We start from the raw sequence: 16,910 nt of genomic DNA, 5'->3' as shown, positions 1-16,910 counted from the left end.
GGTAATGCCCAATAACGTAGCGTCATGATCTTCTCGGTGGCCTCGTACTTCGTGGTCGCGGCGATCGCCCCGTGGCTGGTTCGACGCCTCGGGCGGAACGCCTTTCTCGTGCTCGCCGCGCTCCCGGTGGCGACCACGGGGTGGGCACTGGCCCAGGCCGCCTCGGTGTTCGACGGTGAGCCGGTGGTCGAATCGCGCCCGTGGATCCCCGAGCAGGGCGTCTTCCTCGCGTTTCGGTGCGACGCGCTCGCGCTGCTGATGGTGTTCCTCGCGGCCGGCGTGGGTGTCCTGGTCCTGGTGTACTGCGCGCGCTACTTCGCCGCGGACGAGCCCGGACTCGGCGCGTTCGCCGGAGTCCTGGTCGGGTTCGCCGGGGCGATGATCGGACTGGTCACCACCGACGACCTGATCCTGCTGTACGTGTTCTGGGAGCTGACCACGGTCTTCTCCTACCTGCTGATCGGCCATCGCAGCGAACACCGGGGCTCGCGCCGGGCCGCGATGCAGGCACTGACCATGACCACCTTCGGCGGCCTGGCGATGCTGGTCGGGCTGATCCTGCTCGGCGAGCAGGCGGATACCTACCGGCTCTCCGAGATCCTCGCCGACCCGCCCGGCGGCACCGTGGTGACCACCGCGATCGTGCTGATCCTGGTCGGCGCGCTGTCCAAGTCGGCGATCGTGCCGTTCGGTTCCTGGCTGCCCGCCGCGATGGCGGCGCCCACCCCGGTCAGCGCCTACCTGCACGCGGCGGCGATGGTCAAGGCAGGCGTGTACCTGGTCGCCCGACTGGCCCCCGGCTTCGCCCAGATCATGCCCTGGCGGCCGATCGTGCTGATCGCCGGCTGCGCGACGCTGCTCCTGGCCGGATGGCGGGCGCTGCGCGAGGACGACCTCAAACGAGTGCTCGCCTACGGCACCGTCAGCCAACTCGGCCTGCTGATCGTGGTCACCGGCGCGGGCAACCGGGACGCGGCGCTCGCCGGCATCGCGATGCTCGTCGCACACGCCCTGTTCAAGGCCACGCTGTTCCTGGTGGTCGGCATCATCGACCACGCCGCCGGCACCCGGGATCTGCGCCGACTGTCCGGCCTGGCCAAGGCCATACCGATCACCTGCGTGGTCGCGGTGGTGGCCGCGCTGTCCATGGCCGGGTTGCCGCCGACGGTCGGGTTCGTCGCCAAGGAGGCCGTGTACGAGGCGTTCCTGCACCGGGGCCGCACCGACTCCATCGTGCTCGGCCTGCTGGTCGCCGGCTCCGCGCTGACCGCCGCGTACAGCCTGCGCTTCGTCTGGGGCGCCTTCGCCCGCAAACCCGGCGTGCCCACCACCGGCTGCGAACCGCTCGGCGGACTGTTGCTCGGCCCCGCGCTCCTGCTCGGCACCGGCTGCCTGGTGCTGGGCCCGGCGGCAGCGTCGCTGGACCACTGGATCTCGTCGTACGCCGACGAATTCCCGGCCGAAGGGACCGACTACCACCTGACCCTGTGGCACGGCCCGGGCACCGCGCTGTACCTGTCCTGCGCCGCGATCGGCGTGGGCATCGTGCTGTTCCTGGTCCGCGAGCCGGTGGTGCGCCTGCAACTGGCCACCGCGCGGATCGAACCCTCGCGGCTGTACGACGCGCTGGTGCGCGGTGTGGACCGAGGCGCCCTGCAACTGACCGGCACCACGCAGCGCGGCTCGATGCCGGTCTACGTCGGGGTGATCCTGCTCAGTCTGATCGCGACCACCGCCTCGATCGCGCTGGCCCACCTCCCGCTGCCCTTTCCGCACCCGCCGCGCTGGTCGGACTCGGCCGCGCAGGTCGTGGTCGGCGTACTGGTCGCCGCCGCCGCGCTGATCGCCGCCGGCACCCGGGACCGGCTGCCCGCCGTACTCCTGGTCGGCGTCACCGGCTACGGCTGCGCGACGCTGTTCGTCCTCCAGGGCGCCCCCGACCTCGCGCTCACCCAAGCACTGGTCGAGACGGTCAGCGTGGTGGTGTTCCTGCTGGTGCTGCGCCGACTCCCGCGCCGGTTCGCGAACACCACCCGACCGGGGCGCCGGGCCGTGCACATCGGCCTGGGCGTGCTCACCGGCGTGGTGCTCGGGGGCGTCGCGATCTCCGCGTTCGCCGCGCGCACCCATCCGCCGGTGTCCCAGGCCTTCGCCGCCGCGGCGAAGGAGGCGGGCGGCAAGGAGATCGTCAGCGTCCTGCTCGTGGACATCCGGGCCTGGGACACGATGGGCGAGATCGCCGTCCTCGCGGTCGCCGCGATCGGCGTGACCAGCCTGATCTTCGTGCGCCGGGCCCACGGCCTGCCGCGACCCGGCGACGGGGCACCGAATCCGCCGACGCCGCCCGGATCCGACGGGACCCAGCCGCCGGGCGAGCCGGACCCGGCGGCGGAGCCGATCCCCGGACCGGTCGTGATCGGCACGCTCGCCCCCGAGCGGCGCACGGTGCTCTTCGAGACGGTCGCGCGGGTCGCCTTCCCGACCGTGCTGGTGTTGTCGCTGTACTTCCTGTTCAGCGGCCACTCCACACCCGGCGGCGGCTTCGCCGGCGGGATCACCGCCGGCCTCGCGCTGCTCCTGCGCTACCTCGCGGGCGGGCGCCACGAACTGGCCGAGGCCGCGCCGTTGCCCGCCGGGCGGCTGCTCGGCACCGGCCTGGTGATCAGCGCGGGCGCCGGCCTGGTCGGCCTGATCGTGGGCGGCTCGGCGCTGCGCAGCACGGTGGTCGACGCCACGCTGCCGCTGTTCGGCGACGTGCACATCGCGACGTCGGTGTTCTTCGACATCGGCGTCTACCTGCTGGTGATCGGCCTCGTGCAGGACGTATTGACCGCGCTCGGCGCGGAGTTGGACCGACGCATCGAACAGACCCGGGACCGGGACGCCGAACGGACGGTGATCGTATGAAGAGCCCGACGATGATCCTGGTACTGACCGCAGCCGTGCTGGTGGGCGTCGGGGTGTACCTGGTGCTGGAACGCAGCCTGACCCGGGTCCTGCTGGGCGTGGTGCTGATCGGCAACGGGGCCAACCTGATCGTGCTCGCCGGCGGTGGTCGCGCGGGCGGCGCGCCGGTGCTCGGGGTGACCTTGCCGAGCGCGATGAACGATCCGCTGCCGCAGGCGATGGTGTTGACCGCGATCGTGATCACGCTCGCGGTGACCGCGTTCGTGTTGTCGATGGTGCACCGGCACTGGGAACTCACCGGGACCGACGAGATCCAGGACGACGCCGAGGACCTGCGCGTGGTGCGGCGCGCCGAGCGGGGCGACCTGCGCACCGAACACCGGCGGCTGCGCCGCGAGTTGCGCAGGCAGACGGCGGAGCGTCGGGCGGTGGTGCGGCGGTTGGCGGTGGAGGCCCGGGCGAACTACGCCGACGAGTGTCGACGGCTGGGCGTGGACGAGCGGGGGCAGGGCGGCCGGCCCGAGGCGCAGCGGATCGCGGGCGAGCGGCGCGAGGAGCTGAAACTGCGGCTGCGCGGGATCAAGTCCGAGCACCGCATCCAGCAGGCCGAACTGCGGGCCCGTTTCCGGCGGGCGCGGCGCGAGCTCAATCGGCAGGCGCGGGCCGAACGGGCGGCCGTCGCCCGCGCGGACAGCGTGGTGGACGCGGTGCCCGACACCGAGTTCCCGCGCCGCGTCGATCCGGCGGGTCGAGTTCGCGACGAGCGGGGCCGGAACGGGCCCCGCCGATGAATCATCTGGCGCCGTTGCCGGTCCTGTTGCCGCTGTTCGGCGCCGGGCTCAAGCTGGCGATCGGCGCCCGACTGCCGCGCGGCCAGCGGGTGATCAGCATCGGGGTGCTGACCGCGGTGCTCGGCGTGGCGATCGCGCTCCTGGTGGCGGCGGATCGGGACGGTCCGGTGGTGGCCAGGTTGGCCGGATGGCCCGCGCCGACCGGGATCGTGCTGGTCGCGGATCGGCTGTCCGCGCTGATGCTGGTGGTCTCCTGCGCGGTCACCCTCGGCGTCCTGGTCTACTCGATCGGCCAGGGCCGTGCGGACGAGGACGAGGCCACGCCGCTGTCGGTGTTCCACCCCACGTACCTGATCCTGGTCGCGGGGGTGGCGGACGCGTTCCTGGCGGGCGACCTGTTCAACCTGTACGTGGGCTTCGAGGTGTTACTCGCGGCCAGCTACGTGTTGTTGACCGTGGGCGGCACCGCCGCCCGGGTGCGCGCGGGCGCCGGCTACGTGGTGGTCGGCCTGCTGTCCTCGGTGGTGTTCCTGGCCGCGATCGCGATGGTCTACGCGGCGACCGGCACGGTCAACCTGGCCCAGCTCGCGGTACGGCTGCCCGAGGTGGATCCCGGCGTGCAACTGGTGCTGGAAGCGATGTTGCTGATCGGATTCGGGGTCAAGGCGGCGGTGTTCCCGCTGTCCGCGTGGCTGCCCGACTCGTACCCGACCGCGCCCGCGCCGGTGACCGCGGTGTTCGCCGGACTGCTGACCAAGGTCGGTGTGTACGCGATCATCCGGGTGCAGACGTTGCTCTTCCCGGAGGGACGGCTGCGCACACTGCTCCTGGTGGTGGCCGCGTCGACGATGATCGTCGGCATCCTGGGCGCGATCGTGCAGAGCGACCTGAACCGGCTGTTGTCCTTCACCCTGGTCAGCCACATCGGCTACATGGTGTTCGGCATCGCGCTCGCGAGCGCGGCGGCCCTGGCCGGCACGGTGTTCTACGCGATCCACCACATCACCGTGCAGACCTCGCTGTTCCTGGTCACCGGGCTGATCGAGCGGCGCGGCGGGAGCACCGACCTGGGCCGGCTCGGCGGACTGGTGCGGCTGTCGCCGGCGCTCGCGGTGTTGTTCTTCGTACCGGCGATGAACCTGGGCGGGATCCCGCCGCTGTCCGGATTCCTGGGCAAGTGGCTGCTGTTGCAGGCGGGCGCGGAGAGCGGCACGCCGGCCTCGTACGTGCTGATCGGCGCGGCGGTGGGGACCAGCCTGTTGACGCTGTACGCGATGGCCCGGGTGTGGGGACAGGTGTTCGGCAGCTCGCCGGACACCTCGGGCGCGACCGCGTACTCCTTTGGCGCGAGTCTGAGCGGGCGTGATGTCGCGGCCACCGGCGGGGCATTGCCGCGTGCGATGACGTACGCGACCTGCGCCCTGGTCGCGGTGGGGCCGGCCTTCACGGTGCTGGCAGGTCCGCTGGTCGCGCTGGTCGATCGCACCGGTGTGGAACTGGTGAGCCGGGTCGGCTACGTCGACGCGGTGCCGCTGCCGGGCGGGTTCGAACGCGGGGCCGGCCGATGACCGCGACCCGGATTCGGGCGGTGTCCCGGCGCGGGCGGATCTCGCCGCTGTTGGTGGTGTGGTTGACCGCCGTGTGGGTGGCGCTGTGGGGCACGCTGACCGTCGCCAACGTGCTGACCGGGATCGTGGTCGCGGTGCTGCTGTCGGGACTGCTGCCGCTGTCGTCCGGTCGGGGCAGGCTCGCGTTCCGGCCGTGGGGGCTGGCTCGGTTCGTGGTGATGTTCGTGGGCGACCTGGTGATGTCCTCGCTGCGGGTGGCGTGGCAGGCGTTGTGGCCGGGCAGGTTGCCGCGCAGTTCGGTGGTGGGGGTCGAGTCGGCCACCCGTTCGGACGTGCTGCTCACGCTCACCGTGCTCGCGCTGAACGTGATGCCCGGCAGCATCGTGATCGAGATCCGCCAGGGCCGGCCGACCACGCTGTTCATCCATGCCCTGGGCGCCGATACGCCGGCCTCGGTGGCGGCGGCCCGGCGGGCGGTGGTGCGCCTGGAGGCCCGGGTGGTCGCCGCGTTCGGTACCCGTGCGGAACGCGGCGTGTCCGCGGCAGACCCCGGAGGTGGTTCATGAACGCGCTCGTCGGCGGTGCCGTGATCGTATTGCTCGGCGGGGCCGCGGTGGCGGCCCTGATCCGGCTCGTGCGCGGGCCGTCGACCCTGGACCGGGCGGTGGCGGTGGACATGCTGCTCGCGGTGGTGTTGGCCGCGATCGCGGCGGAGGCCACCTTGAACCGGCACACCACGACCGTTCCGGTGCTGCTGGCGCTGGCCCTGGTCGGCTTCCTGGGCTCGGTGTCGATCGTGCGCTTCTCGGCCCGCGAGGACGGCTGACGTGCGGGCCGGCGAGTTCGCCGACGGCGCCTCGGCGGTGTGCCTGCTCGCGGGTTGCGCGCTCGCGTTCGTCGCGGGCGTGGGGCTGCTGCGCTTCCCGGACACGTTGTCCAGGATGCATACGGTGGCCAAGCCGCAGGTGCTCGGCCTGCTGCTGGTCACACTCGGTCTGGGGCTGCGGCTGCGCAGCGGGATCGACGTCGGGATGCTGGTGATGGTGGGGTTCTTCCAACTCACCACGGTTCCGGTGGCGACCCATCTGGTGGGGCACGCGGTCTATCGGCTGCCGCGGTTGCCGACCGGGGACCTGGTCGTGGACGAACTCGCGGACGAGGTCGACCCGAAGAACTGAGCGTCGGCGGCGGGCAGGCGCGCACGGGCGGTCGGACGCGCGGGCGGGCAGGCGGGGCCGCGCGCGGCGGCGGGGCGTGGCGTCTCGTCAGCGGACCCGGTGGGCGCGGCTGATCCGGGACCACACGCGTCGATCGCAGACGCCCGCCGGGCGGCGGAAGGCGTCGTGGCCGATCGTGCGCAGCGGTCCGGTCTCCAGCCAACTGCGGCGCTCCGCGCCCGGATCCCAGGTCTTGGTGGGCATGCGCACGTAGCGGTCGCGCGTGCTCTGGTCCCGGCTGGTGATCTTGAGCACCTCGGCGCCGCGCGGTCCCACCCGGACCACCAGGCACGGGCGGTCCTTGGCCGTGTCGCCCTCGTCGAAGGGCACCGAGGCCCACCAGATCTGACCGGGAGCCGGGCGGGCCGAGCGGCCGGACGGCACCGGCGGCGGGGTGCGCGGCCGGCGGGTCACGAACCACACGAGAGCGGCCGCGACGAGGACGACCACGAGTGCCGCGACGAGGAACTTCATGATGCCTGTCTACCCGATCCGCGCCCGACTCCGGGAGGCCGAGGTCCTCGCCGGATGGTCATATTTCACTCCGATGCGCGAGGTTGGCGGGTCGCCCCGGCGGATACCCGGGACGAGACAACCCTCGACCCAGGCCCCGGGCCTGCGGCTCGCGCGTACGTCACGGGTCCGCGGGGCAGTCGCATCCGAGGCCCGCGCCCGGCGTGCCCGCACGCCGGTCGGCCGGGCCCGCGCCCGGCCGCTCGGGGCCACCGCACGTCCCGGGGCCGAGCCGGCTCTCGGTCGTACCCGCCGCAGAAAGGAATTCACGATGAATCCGGAACCCCGCGAGATCGACGAGCCCACGGCTTCGGCATCGGCCGGCGCCGGGGCGATGTCCGGCGTCGACTCGATCGGCGGCTGAGTCGTGTCGGAGCGGGTGGCGGTGGTGGCGGTCGGCGGCCACGAGAGCGCGAACGGCGCGGCGCTGCCGGGGCTGTTCGGGCCCGAGGTGACGTCGGTGGCGTGCGGACGGCAACTGCACCGGGCGGTGTGCGCGTTGCTGCGGGGCGGAGCGGATCGGGTATGCGTGGTGCCGATCACGCTGGGTCGGGACGCGACGCTGGTCGCGGACACGGCGCGCACCCTGCTCGCGCTGCCGGCGGCGGAGCGGGCCCGGGTGCTGCTGGGCCGGCCGTTCGCCGGGACGGAGCAACTCACCGAGTGGCTGCGCGCGGCCGCCGCGCGGGTGCCGGCGCGGGCCGCGCTGCTGGTCGCGGCGCCGGCGGGGGAGCCGCAGGAGGACGCCGAGTTGTACCGGATCGCGCGCCTGGTGTGGCAGCACGGCACGCATCGGATCGTCGAGGTCGCGCTGATCGGCGGCGATCCGGACCTGGGCCGGGCGCTGGAGCGCTGCCGGGTGTTGGGCGCGGTCCGCACCGTCGCGCTGCCCGCGTCCTTCGTGCTGCCGCCCGTTCCGGGCGTGGCACCGCTGCTGTCCGGGCCGGCGGCGGCCGGGGTGCTGGCCGCTCGGGTCGGCCTGGCCGTCGAGCGCTTCCGCGTACACGGCGACGACGGCCTCGCGGCGACCGGCGCGCACTGGCCCGTGCACACCCATCCGGACCGGCCGGCGCTCGACCACGCCCATTCGCTCGGCCGGGCGCACGGACGCGAGTTCGTGCACGCGTCCCCCTTCCCCGTCGCCTAGGAGCGTCGATCCCATGGTCATGGTCCGACCACAGCGGTACCTCTACCGCGACGACCCGGCCGCGCCGGCCCCTGATCGGCCCGTGTTGACGGTCTCGGTGCGCAACTCCGGCGCCGGTGTGATCCGGGTCGGATCGCACTACCACTTCGCCGAGATCGACCCGGCGCTCGTGTTCGACCGCGCGGCGACCTTCGGAATACGAGCGAACATCGCGGCGGGTACGTCGATCCGATTCGAGCCGGGCGGCACGCGCGAGGTCGAACTACGCCCGTTCGCGGGTACGGGACGCCTGGTGGGCTGCACCGACCTGGCACACGGCCCTGCCGCCGGGCGGCCGGCCCGGCTCAAGGCGACGCTGCGGGCGATCGAACACGGCCTGCGCGAGGCGCACACGCGGGCACAGACCGGCGGCGCCGACCCCACCGCGCCGCAGCCGGCCGACGCGGAGCGGCCCGCGGGTCCGGTGCCGGCCACCGCCAGGGCGGGCAGGCCACCCAACCGGCCCGCCCCACGCAAACCGGGCGCCGGCCCCCCGGCCAAGCCCTCACCCACGACGCGATCCACCCGAAAAGGCACCCGCTGAAGCCGAATCCGGGACGAACGCCGGCTTGGGCCTGAGCTCCGCCTTCGCCTCGGCTCCGGCCCGGAACCTCGGTCTGGGCCACGGCCCGGGCCCTGGCTCCGCCCTCGAGCCTCTTCCGGTACCGGCCCCGACCCGGGCGTCGGCCTCGGGACCGGTTCCGGCCCGGGCCGGGGGCGTGGCTCGGGCCCGGTTTGGTGGGGCGTTCGGTCAGGTTTGGTGGGGGTAGGTCATTCCGATCCCGAGGGTTGATTGCATCGGGAGCAGGCCCGTGCCGATCGCGTCCATGACCGCGGGCAGGATCAGGTCGGCCAGGTGCGCGGCCCGGGTCGCGCCGATGGCCTGCCAGGGCTGGGCGGCGAGTTCGTCGGTGAGGGCCTCGACGGAGTCGCGGCCGGTCCGGCCCGCCTCGGTCGCGGTGCCGTCGGCGGTGAGCCAGCCCCGGGCGGCGAGGCGCTCGCGGGCCGCGTCCCACTCGTCGGTGCTCCACTGTCGGCTTGCGAAGATCTCGGCCGGGGCCGCGCCCGCGGCGCTGTGCGAGACCAGCGCCTCGACGCCGTCCAGACGGTGGGTCACCAGTGCCGCGATGTGGCCGTCGCCCCGGTGCTCGCGCAGCCGGGTGATCGCCTGCCACAACACCAGGTGTGGTTCGCTCGCCCACGGCAGCGCGGCGTGCGCGGCGGCCAGCGGCCGGCCCACGTGGTCGGCGGCCTCGGCCGCCTCCCTGGTCAGCGCGGCGGCCTCGGCGATCTCGGGGGCGTGTACGCGCTCACCGAGCGCCGCCCGCAGCGTCGCGTCGGCCGCACGCAGCCGGGCCGCGAGGACGGCGGTCGGATCGGCGATCTCCCAGGCCCGCGGGACGTACCGGGCGACCATCGCCGGGCTGAAGCTGTAGAAGGTCGAGGTGACCAGTTCGGCGGAGGCGGCGCCCAGCGCCGCCGCGCGCATCGCGAAGTAGGCCGGCCAGCGTTCGTCCACCGCGTACCCGAGGGCTTCGGCCTCCTTGAACATCTCCGGCGAGTAGTAGTTCAGCGCGTGCAACGGCTCCAGGGTCTGCCACATCCGGCGGACCAGTCCGGGGTTCAGGGTTTCGTTCGTCGCGCTCATGTCGGTTCCTCTTCCTGGGACTTGTCTTCCGGATGTGTTTCCGAGACGCGTCTTCCGGGACGTGTCTCCCCGGGACTTCGCCGCCGGGTGCGGTCATCGATCGGATCACCGAGCCGGACCCGAACTTGTCGATGACAAGATTGCTCTCCCGGCCCGGACTTGTCAATGCCTAGATCCCGGGTAGCATCGATCCATGACCACCGGACGCCCCTATCACCACGGCGATCTGCGCCGTGCCGTGCTCGCCGCCGCGCTGGACGTGGTCGCCTCGGACGGGATCGGCGCGATCAGCCTGCGCGACCTGGCCCGCCGCGCGGGCGTGTCGCACGCCGCCCCCGCGCACCACTTCGGCGACAAGACCGGGCTGCTCACCGCGATCGCGGCCGAGGGCTACGGACTGCTTGCCGACGCGCTCGCCGAGGTGGCTCCCGGCGACCTGGACGCGCTGCGCGAACTGGGCGTGCGCTACGTGTTGTTCGCGCTCGCACACCCGGCGCACTTCGAGGTGATGAACCGCCCGCACGCGATCGACGGCGCCGATCCCGAACTGCTGCGCCAGCGCGCCCGGGCCGGCGCGTCGCTGCGCGGCGGGGTCGCGGGCGTGCCGGCCGAGCGTCGGGGCGATCCGGATCAGGCGGTGCTCGCCGCGTGGTCGCTGGCGCACGGATACGCCGCCCTGCACCTGTCCGGCGGGATCCCCGCCGCCGCCGACCCGGGCGCCACGTTCCGGGCCATGGCCGGCATGTTGTTCGCCGGGCCCGTCGAGGGGTGACGGACACCCGCGCCGCGCGCTCCGGCGGACTCGGACGTCCGCCTCGGCCGCCCGGAAGCGACGATTCCGGGCGCCGGTGTGCACCATGTGTGACCGAAGGACTCTTGACCGTGACGTCGGGGGCCGGTACACCTGACAATCGGGTCGGGCACGACCCGCTCGACCTTCTGGAGAACCGCGCCTCGTCGAGCCGGGGGCTTCCCGCGCTTCGACGGCACGTCCCGGTGGATGGTGTGGTTCGCGACCGGGCGTCCCGCGTCCGTGAGCCCCGCACACGTGGTGCCGACCGAGGCCGAGCCGCGGTTCACCGCGCCACCGCGGGCATCGAGTGCGAGGGTGCGCGGTGCGACCCGGTGACGGGAGGCCGAGCATGCCGGAAGTGAGCGTGGTGGTTCCGCTGTACGGCGACCACGAGGCGCGCGCGGTGTTCGCGTCGGTCGCGGCGGCCTGGCTGGCGCAGAGCGTGCGCTGCGAGGTCGTGCTGGCGACGGCCGGCGAACCGGCACTGACCGTGCCGCCTGATCTGGACGCGTGCCGACGGGTGCGGGTGGTCCGGGCCCCGGCCACGAACCTGGCCGCCGGGCTGCTGCGCAACGTGGCGGCGGAATGGGCCAGGGCGCCCGTGTTGTACCTGACGGACGCCGACGTGGCCCCGCTCGGGCGGGACTTCGTGGCGCGGGCGCTGGAGTTGGCGGCCGGCGGGGCGTTGGCCCAGCCGTGGATGTACCGGCTCGTCGGCGCCGCCGAACTGCCGTCCGGGTGGGCCGCGGTGGACATGGTGCCGGTGGGCCGGGATCCGTTCTGCTTCGTGCGGGAGGATCCGGACGGTGTGCTGCGCGGCTTCCCGGACGAGCGCATGGTGTGGGATCCGCCGCCGCACGGCGCGCCCGAGGGTGAGCCGGCGATCCCGCGCGTGTTGCCCCCGCCGCGGGCGCGGGCGCCGTACGGGCCCCGGAGCCGGTTGTGGCGCGCGCCGTATCAGTGGGGGGCGATGCTGGTGGAGCGCCGTACGTTCGACCTAGTCGGCGGCTATTGCCCGCGCTATGTGGGCTGGGGCAGCGAGGACGACGACCTGCTCGCGAAGGTTGCCGCGCGCACCCGGTTGCGCCGGGGCCGGCACCTCGACCGGTCCTGGAGCTGCCTGCACTTCGAGCACCGCACGCCCTACGACGGGAGCGAGCAACAGGCGGCCAACGAGCGGCTGTTGGCCGCGCGGACCGCGGCGGGGCCGGACGCGATGATCGCACAGGACCTGGCCGCGCACGCGGACCCGGGCGGCACGCCTTACGGCCATTGAGCCTCGCCGCCCGGGGCGCGGGCGACCGATCGGCCGGCGCGGCCTCGGCCACCGTCCGGTCGGGCCACCGGGCCCCGTCGGGTGGCCGGGTCCGGTCGGGCTACCGGGTCCGGTTCAGCCGGTCGTGGAACAGGTCGAGGCCCGCCGCGCACTGCGAGTGCAGCGGCGTGGGCAGCGCGTCGGGCGCGAACCACTCCAGCGCGTCGAACTTGTGCGGCTCGCCGATCGCGACCCGCTCCGGGTCGACCGCGACCGCGAACACCACCGCGACCCAGTGCGTCTCGACCGGATCCCCGCGCAGCACGTTGCGCACCCCGATGGTCTCGATCGACAACGCCTCGGTCGCGTACTCCTCGCGTACCTCGCGGGCCACCGCGCGCTCGAAGGTCTCGCCCCATTCCAACGCGCCCGCGCCGGTGTCCCACGTGCCCGCCGCGTCCCGGGCCGCGGCCGACCGGCGGGCCAACAACACCCTCCCGGCGCCGTCGTGGCACACGAAGACACAGGAGACGGACGGGCCGGCGGGCCGGTCCGCCGCCATCAGAAGTGCTCCAGCAACTGCGGGAACGCGGTCAGCGTCAACACCCGGCTGTCGTTCGGGTCCAGCTCGCTCTGCTCCAGGACCCAGGTGTGCGCGTTCGGGATGAACACCGCGCCCAGACCCGCGCCCCGCGCGGGAAGAATGTCGGACTTGGGGGAGTTTCCGATCATCCAGGTCGTCTCCGGCACGAGCCCGTGCGTGCGGGTGAGGTTTAGGTAGGCGTCGACACCCTTCTCCGGCACGATGTGCACGCTGCTGAAGTGGTGGGCCAGCGCGGACGCGTCGATCTTGCGCTGCTGCTCCTCGGTGTCGCCCTTGGTCAGCAGCATCAGGTCGTGGCGCGCGCCGAGGGTGGTGAGCGTCTCGACGACCCCGGGGACCAGTTCCACCCGGTTCTCCACCAGCGCGACGGCGAGCTGCTCGATGTGCCGCAACTCCGCGGCGGTGGCCGGCCGCGCGTGCAGCCGCTCCAGCGCCTCGCCCAGGCTGCGCAGGAACATCTTGCTCCCGTACCCGTGCGTGATCGCGTTCGCGGCCTCGATGTCGTTGAGGATCGCGCGGATCTCGGTCCGGTCCAGGGTGGGGTGGTCGAGCCAGTCCAGCCAGTCCTCGATGACCCGCTCGAACAGGACGTTGTTCTCCCACAACGTGTCGTCGGCGTCGAAGATCAGGACCTGACGCGGGTGGCCCGTCGGTGTGCGCATGGTTCGATTCGTCTCTGTCCGCTCGGTGACACTGCGGCGAACATCCTAGAGCCGGCCCCCAGGCATGATCATCGTGTTTTCCGACCGATGCCGTGCCGGGGCCTCACGCCGCCCGGCGCCCGGCCGGGGCAGCCCGACGGGGCAGCCCGGCGGGCGCCGGCCGCGTGCGCGCTACGCGCCGATCGCCTGCGTGTGCGGACCGGTGAACAGCGCCGACGCCAACTGGGCCCGGTCGTTGACCCCGACCTTGCGGTACATCCGCGTCAGGTGTTGCTCCACGGTGCTGACCGTGATGTAGAGCAGCTTGGCTATCTCGCTGTTCGTATGCCCCAGCGCCACCAGGTCGGCGACCCGCTGCTCCGCGTCGGTGAGCACCACGGCCCGGGACTTGGATTCGGTGTCGGGCCGCTCACGGTCCGCGGGGAGCAGCCTGCTCAGCGGCTCCGCCCGGCACTTGTCCGCGATGATCCTCGCCTGGGAGCCGATCACCCGGGCCCGCCGGGTCTCGCCGACGGCGTTGTACATCTCGGTGAGGTCGGCCAGCGCCCGAGCCAATTCGTAGCGGTCGCCGCTCTCCTGTAACGCGTCGACGGCCTGCCGCAGCAGCGCGAGACGTCGGTGCGGCTCGTGCGTCGCCGCCAGCAGGCGCAGCGTCGCCCCGCGGGTGCGCGGCGAACCGCCGTGCTCGCCATGGCCCAACTGCTCCTCCAGGACCGCGCGGGCACGATCGTGCTCACCCATCCGCAACCACGCCTCGCCGGCGTCGTTGCGCCACGCGATCAGCCCCGGCACGTCCATGCCCCAGCGGACCATCAACGCACCGCAGCCGCGGAAGTCGGACAGTGCCCCCTCCCAGTCCCGGACCGCCATGCTGTAGCGCCCCCGCGCGTACAGATAGTGCAGTCCGGATCGGCTTTGCGACATCGTGTCGGGGATCGGCAGGTACAGCAGCTCCGTGGCCTCGTCCTGACGTCCCATCGACGTCAGCGCGATCAACATGTTGGCCAACGGGAAGCCGACCGCCGCTCCCCACTCGCCTGCCGGCACCACGTCGAACGCGGCGGCCGAGTGCAGGAAGGCCCCGGGCAGGTCGCCCAGCCGAATGCAGATCTCCGCCCGCAGCGCGTGCAGCCTGGCCTCGCTGCCCGGCTCGCCGCGCTCCCGGGCCGCGGCGATCAACTCGTCGCAGTACGGCAGCGCCTGCGCCGGTCGCTCGGCGTAGATCAACGCGAGCAGCGCGCATTCGATCGTGTCCAGGTCGGTGCCGTGCAGTCGGGTGTTGTGCAGGATCCGTTCGGCGTTGCGCACGGCTTGGTCGCACGGGCCCAGGGTCAGTACCGAGTCGAGCACCGCCGCGGCGTCGTGCCGGCGCCGGCTCTCGGTCGGGGACGGGATCCCGCGCAACTCCTCCCCGTCCTCCCCGTCCCGCTCGGCACTGGGTAGCAGCCTCTGCAGCGGGGGGTACGAGCAGCGCATCCACAGCCGGGCGGCGCGCAGTTCCAGCGCCGTTTCGGGAACCGCGGCCCGGGGCGGGTCGGCCAGGTGCAGCAACGCCTCGCCGGCGGCCTCGAAACGCCCGGCCCACAGCAGCGCCCGGACCACGGCGAGGGTGTCGCCGCTGCCCAGACAGCCGGTACGCACCGCCCGGAGCAGGGCGGGGATCTGCTGGTCGGGGACGCCGAGCTCCATCCGGCGCTCGGCCTGGAGCAACGCCACCCTGGTCCGCGCCAGTTCCCCCTGGTCGCCCCTCGACGTGCAGGCCAGGCGCAGGTAGTCGACCGCCCGGGCGCCCCGGCCCTCGGACAACGCCGTGGTGGCGGCGGCGACCAGCGTGGGCACCGCCCAGGGCGTGTGCACCCGCTGACCCGCCAGCAGATGCTCGGCGACCACGGGGGCGGCGGCCCCCTCGGCGTAGGTCAGTTCGGCCGCGTCCCGGTGCAGTGCGGCGGTGGCCTCGGGACCCAGGCCCGCCAGTACCGCCGAAGCCGCCGCGGGATGCCGGAACCGGCCCCGCTCCAGCACACCCGAGGCGTCCAGCACCGCCAGGCAGCGCACCACGTCACCGGCCGCCAGGCCCAGCAGCCGGGCGATCGGCTCCGGGGTACCCAGCACGGCCAACGCCTGCGCCACCGCCTCGGTGGGCGGCGGGCTCCGGTGCAGACACGAGAGCATCGCCCGCCCGTAGCCCGCGGATTCGGCGTGCCCACCGAAGTGGAAGTCCTCGAGGACCCCGTTGAGCAGCAGCGGATTGCCCCCGCTCACCCGCAGTGCCCAACCAGCGACCTGCTCCGCGCCGACGGCACCGAGCCGGGCCACCGCCGCGGCGCGCACCCCGTCCGCGTCGAGCGGCGGCAGCCACACCCCACGGGCGTGCGGCAGCCGGAGCAACTGCTCCACGAAGTCCGCGCATCGCTCGTCCGGCCGGTCGTCGTGGCTGAATACCGCGAGCAGCGGAGTGTTGTGCATCCGCCGCGCCAGATAGGCGAGACAGGTGAGCGAGGCCGCGTCGGCGTGTTGGATGTCGTCGACCACGATGGCCAGCGGCCGGGGCCCGGCCAGGCCGATCAGGATCGCGCACAGGGACTGGACGATCTGGGCGTCCACCGCGGACAGTTTCGCCGTCGGATCCCTCGGCGTGGCGGTCATGTGCGCCCGGCCGATCGCGAGCAACTGGTTCACCTGCTCGGCGACCGGGGCCGACAGCGCGGCCTCCTGCAACAGTTGGGCGAGCACACCCAGCAGGATGTCCGTCTCCGACTCGGACGCCACGGCGGCCGACACCGCGCCGCCGGCCGCGCGCACCTGCTGGGCGAACGTGGCCAGCAGCGTCGTCTTGCCCATGGCCACGGAGCCGGCCACGACGGCGATCCCGCTTTCGCCGGCGAGTGCGCCGTCGATGAGGCCGGTCAATACCGAGGTCGCTTGCGAACGCTCCCGGATGCTCACGTTCGGGACTCGTCGCGGACGGCGCCGACGCGTTCCGAGTGACGTCGTGCCCGGGTGCATAAGGAGGGGGCGAATGACGGCAACGGGGTGTGTCGACGATGCCGGCGCTCGAAAGTCTCCATGTACCTTCCTCCACATTCGTGATGGGGACACGGAAACGCCGACGGACACCACGCTGCCGCGCCGACGTTCCGATGGTCGACGGTGCCGCCGTTCGTCGGCTGCCTCGATGGAGGTCGCACTGTGTGTGCCGACGGCTCGGTACCGTGAGACGACCGTAGCAGGGGCCCCGGTGACGTTCGAGATTCTTCGACGCAAGCCTGGTCGTGGGCCGGAAACCCGGTGCCGGCCACCGAAGTCGCCCATTGCGCCGACCTGTCGAACCGTCGACCTGTCAACCCTTCCGAGGCCGGCCCCGCGCAGCCGGACGGCGTACCCCGGCCGCGCCGGTCGGGCCCCCGGCGCCGCTCCCGGTGGATCGGCGGCCCGTCGAGCGGGCTCCGGGGTGGGCAGGGGTCGGAACAGGGGTGGCGTCCCCCGGCGCGGCGATCGAAGACTGGGGCCGTGCGTGAGGCCGGATTCCCGGTCCGGCGGAGCAGCCGCCGGAGCCGCCGAGCCGGGCCGCGCGACCTCGCGGCGCGGATCGCCATCACCGTGAGAAACCGCCTCCGTCCGGGCCCGCGCGTTCGGGCCCGGACCGGCACGCCGGTGCGCCGTCACGACGGTGCGATCGGTCCAGAACGGAAGGGCGTGACATGGCACGTGGGGATCGCCCCGGCACCGATACGTCCGCGAACCCGGGCGATACGTCCGCGAACCC

At 73.3% G+C, this 16,910-nt stretch carries 15 protein-coding genes; 10 read left to right on the top strand and 5 right to left on the bottom strand.

From position 1 onward, the window contains the following. The first annotated feature begins 24 nt into the window (after positions 1–24). Genes OG948_RS03890 through mnhG form a run of 6 tightly spaced genes read left to right on the top strand, consistent with a single transcriptional unit; the run spans position 25 to position 6,444 of the window. A complete protein-coding gene (locus tag OG948_RS03890; RefSeq protein WP_406293850.1) occupies positions 25–2,907 on the top strand; it encodes a Na+/H+ antiporter subunit A in 2,883 nt (960 codons plus the stop codon). Then, entirely contained in the window at positions 2,904–3,698 is a 795-nt protein-coding gene (locus OG948_RS03885) for a Na(+)/H(+) antiporter subunit C (protein ID WP_406293848.1), read from the top strand. The genes OG948_RS03890 and OG948_RS03885 overlap by 4 nt, the downstream gene beginning before the upstream one ends. Further along, entirely contained in the window at positions 3,695–5,266 is a 1,572-nt protein-coding gene (locus OG948_RS03880; protein WP_406293846.1) for a Na+/H+ antiporter subunit D, read from the top strand. The genes OG948_RS03885 and OG948_RS03880 overlap by 4 nt, the downstream gene beginning before the upstream one ends. After that, a complete protein-coding gene (locus OG948_RS03875) occupies positions 5,263–5,832 on the top strand; it encodes a Na+/H+ antiporter subunit E (RefSeq protein ID WP_406293844.1) in 570 nt (189 codons plus the stop codon). The genes OG948_RS03880 and OG948_RS03875 overlap by 4 nt, the downstream gene beginning before the upstream one ends. Next, the gene (locus OG948_RS03870; RefSeq protein WP_406293842.1) at positions 5,829–6,092 is read left to right on the top strand and encodes a monovalent cation/H+ antiporter complex subunit F; all 264 of its coding nucleotides are present in this window, start codon (positions 5,829–5,831) and stop codon (positions 6,090–6,092) included. The genes OG948_RS03875 and OG948_RS03870 overlap by 4 nt, the downstream gene beginning before the upstream one ends. 1 nt (position 6,093) lies before the next feature. After that, complete coding sequence (mnhG, locus tag OG948_RS03865) at positions 6,094–6,444, top strand: monovalent cation/H(+) antiporter subunit G (protein WP_406293840.1); 351 nt, start codon at positions 6,094–6,096, stop codon at positions 6,442–6,444. Between the two features lie 87 nt (positions 6,445–6,531). Here mnhG and OG948_RS03860 read toward each other — a convergent pair whose 3' ends face one another. Then, the gene (locus OG948_RS03860; RefSeq protein ID WP_406293839.1) at positions 6,532–6,957 is read right to left on the bottom strand and encodes a type II toxin-antitoxin system PemK/MazF family toxin; all 426 of its coding nucleotides are present in this window, start codon (positions 6,955–6,957) and stop codon (positions 6,532–6,534) included. A 406-nt stretch (positions 6,958–7,363) separates the two neighbouring features. Between OG948_RS03860 and OG948_RS03855 the strand changes: the two genes are divergently transcribed. Continuing rightward, positions 7,364–8,143 carry a sirohydrochlorin chelatase gene (locus OG948_RS03855; RefSeq protein WP_406293837.1) on the top strand — a complete coding sequence of 260 codons (780 nt, stop codon included), beginning with the start codon at positions 7,364–7,366 and terminating at the stop codon, positions 8,141–8,143. Between the two features lie 13 nt (positions 8,144–8,156). Next, positions 8,157–8,726 carry an urease subunit beta gene (locus tag OG948_RS03850; RefSeq protein WP_406293835.1) on the top strand — a complete coding sequence of 190 codons (570 nt, stop codon included), beginning with the start codon at positions 8,157–8,159 and terminating at the stop codon, positions 8,724–8,726. Positions 8,727–8,933: 207 nt separating this feature from the next. On the opposite strand, the gene OG948_RS03845 is transcribed toward OG948_RS03850, so the two are convergent. Then, positions 8,934–9,830 carry an SCO6745 family protein gene (locus tag OG948_RS03845; RefSeq protein ID WP_406293834.1) on the bottom strand — a complete coding sequence of 299 codons (897 nt, stop codon included), beginning with the start codon at positions 9,828–9,830 and terminating at the stop codon, positions 8,934–8,936. 193 nt (positions 9,831–10,023) lie between these two features. On the opposite strand from OG948_RS03845, the gene OG948_RS03840 reads away from it, so the two are divergent. Continuing rightward, entirely contained in the window at positions 10,024–10,602 is a 579-nt protein-coding gene (locus tag OG948_RS03840; protein WP_406293832.1) for a TetR/AcrR family transcriptional regulator, read from the top strand. Positions 10,603–10,972: 370 nt separating this feature from the next. Next, complete coding sequence (locus OG948_RS03835) at positions 10,973–11,899, top strand: galactosyltransferase-related protein (protein ID WP_406293831.1); 927 nt, start codon at positions 10,973–10,975, stop codon at positions 11,897–11,899. A 100-nt stretch (positions 11,900–11,999) separates the two neighbouring features. Here OG948_RS03835 and OG948_RS03830 read toward each other — a convergent pair whose 3' ends face one another. The 3 genes from OG948_RS03830 to OG948_RS03820 all read right to left on the bottom strand — a co-directional run bounded on the left by OG948_RS03830 (position 12,000) and on the right by OG948_RS03820 (position 16,090). Beyond that, complete coding sequence (locus tag OG948_RS03830; protein ID WP_406293829.1) at positions 12,000–12,440, bottom strand: NUDIX domain-containing protein; 441 nt, start codon at positions 12,438–12,440, stop codon at positions 12,000–12,002. Further along, positions 12,440–13,144: an HAD family hydrolase gene (locus tag OG948_RS03825; RefSeq protein WP_406293827.1), complete on the bottom strand. Its 705-nt coding sequence runs from the start codon at positions 13,142–13,144 to the stop codon at positions 12,440–12,442. Before OG948_RS03825 ends, OG948_RS03830 begins: the two co-directional genes overlap by 1 nt. Positions 13,145–13,315: 171 nt before the next feature. Beyond that, on the bottom strand, positions 13,316–16,090 hold the full coding sequence (locus OG948_RS03820; RefSeq protein WP_406293826.1) for an AAA family ATPase: 2,775 nt from the start codon (positions 16,088–16,090) through the stop codon (positions 13,316–13,318). Between the last annotated feature and the right edge of the window lie 820 nt (positions 16,091–16,910).

The organism is Embleya sp. NBC_00888, assembly GCF_045207655.1.
Lineage (GTDB): Bacteria > Actinomycetota > Actinomycetes > Streptomycetales > Streptomycetaceae > Embleya.
Note: the sequence above shows the minus strand (reverse complement) of the source record. Positions and strands in the feature narration are given on the sequence as shown.

What these genes read in the sequence shown, in the direction of transcription:
- OG948_RS03890 (WP_406293850.1), top strand. Translation starts at nt 25, where the DNA reads ATGATCTTCTCGGTGGCCTCGTACTTCGTGGTCGCGGCGATCGCCCCG.
- OG948_RS03885 (WP_406293848.1), top strand. Translation starts at nt 2,904, where the DNA reads ATGAAGAGCCCGACGATGATCCTGGTACTGACCGCAGCCGTGCTGGTG.
- OG948_RS03880 (WP_406293846.1), top strand. Translation starts at nt 3,695, where the DNA reads ATGAATCATCTGGCGCCGTTGCCGGTCCTGTTGCCGCTGTTCGGCGCC.
- OG948_RS03875 (WP_406293844.1), top strand. Translation starts at nt 5,263, where the DNA reads ATGACCGCGACCCGGATTCGGGCGGTGTCCCGGCGCGGGCGGATCTCG.
- OG948_RS03870 (WP_406293842.1), top strand. Translation starts at nt 5,829, where the DNA reads ATGAACGCGCTCGTCGGCGGTGCCGTGATCGTATTGCTCGGCGGGGCC.
- OG948_RS03860 (WP_406293839.1), bottom strand. Translation starts at nt 6,957, where the DNA reads ATGAAGTTCCTCGTCGCGGCACTCGTGGTCGTCCTCGTCGCGGCCGCT.
- OG948_RS03850 (WP_406293835.1), top strand. Translation starts at nt 8,157, where the DNA reads ATGGTCATGGTCCGACCACAGCGGTACCTCTACCGCGACGACCCGGCC.
- OG948_RS03845 (WP_406293834.1), bottom strand. Translation starts at nt 9,830, where the DNA reads ATGAGCGCGACGAACGAAACCCTGAACCCCGGACTGGTCCGCCGGATG.
- OG948_RS03840 (WP_406293832.1), top strand. Translation starts at nt 10,024, where the DNA reads ATGACCACCGGACGCCCCTATCACCACGGCGATCTGCGCCGTGCCGTG.
- OG948_RS03835 (WP_406293831.1), top strand. Translation starts at nt 10,973, where the DNA reads ATGCCGGAAGTGAGCGTGGTGGTTCCGCTGTACGGCGACCACGAGGCG.
- OG948_RS03830 (WP_406293829.1), bottom strand. Translation starts at nt 12,440, where the DNA reads ATGGCGGCGGACCGGCCCGCCGGCCCGTCCGTCTCCTGTGTCTTCGTG.
- OG948_RS03825 (WP_406293827.1), bottom strand. Translation starts at nt 13,144, where the DNA reads ATGCGCACACCGACGGGCCACCCGCGTCAGGTCCTGATCTTCGACGCC.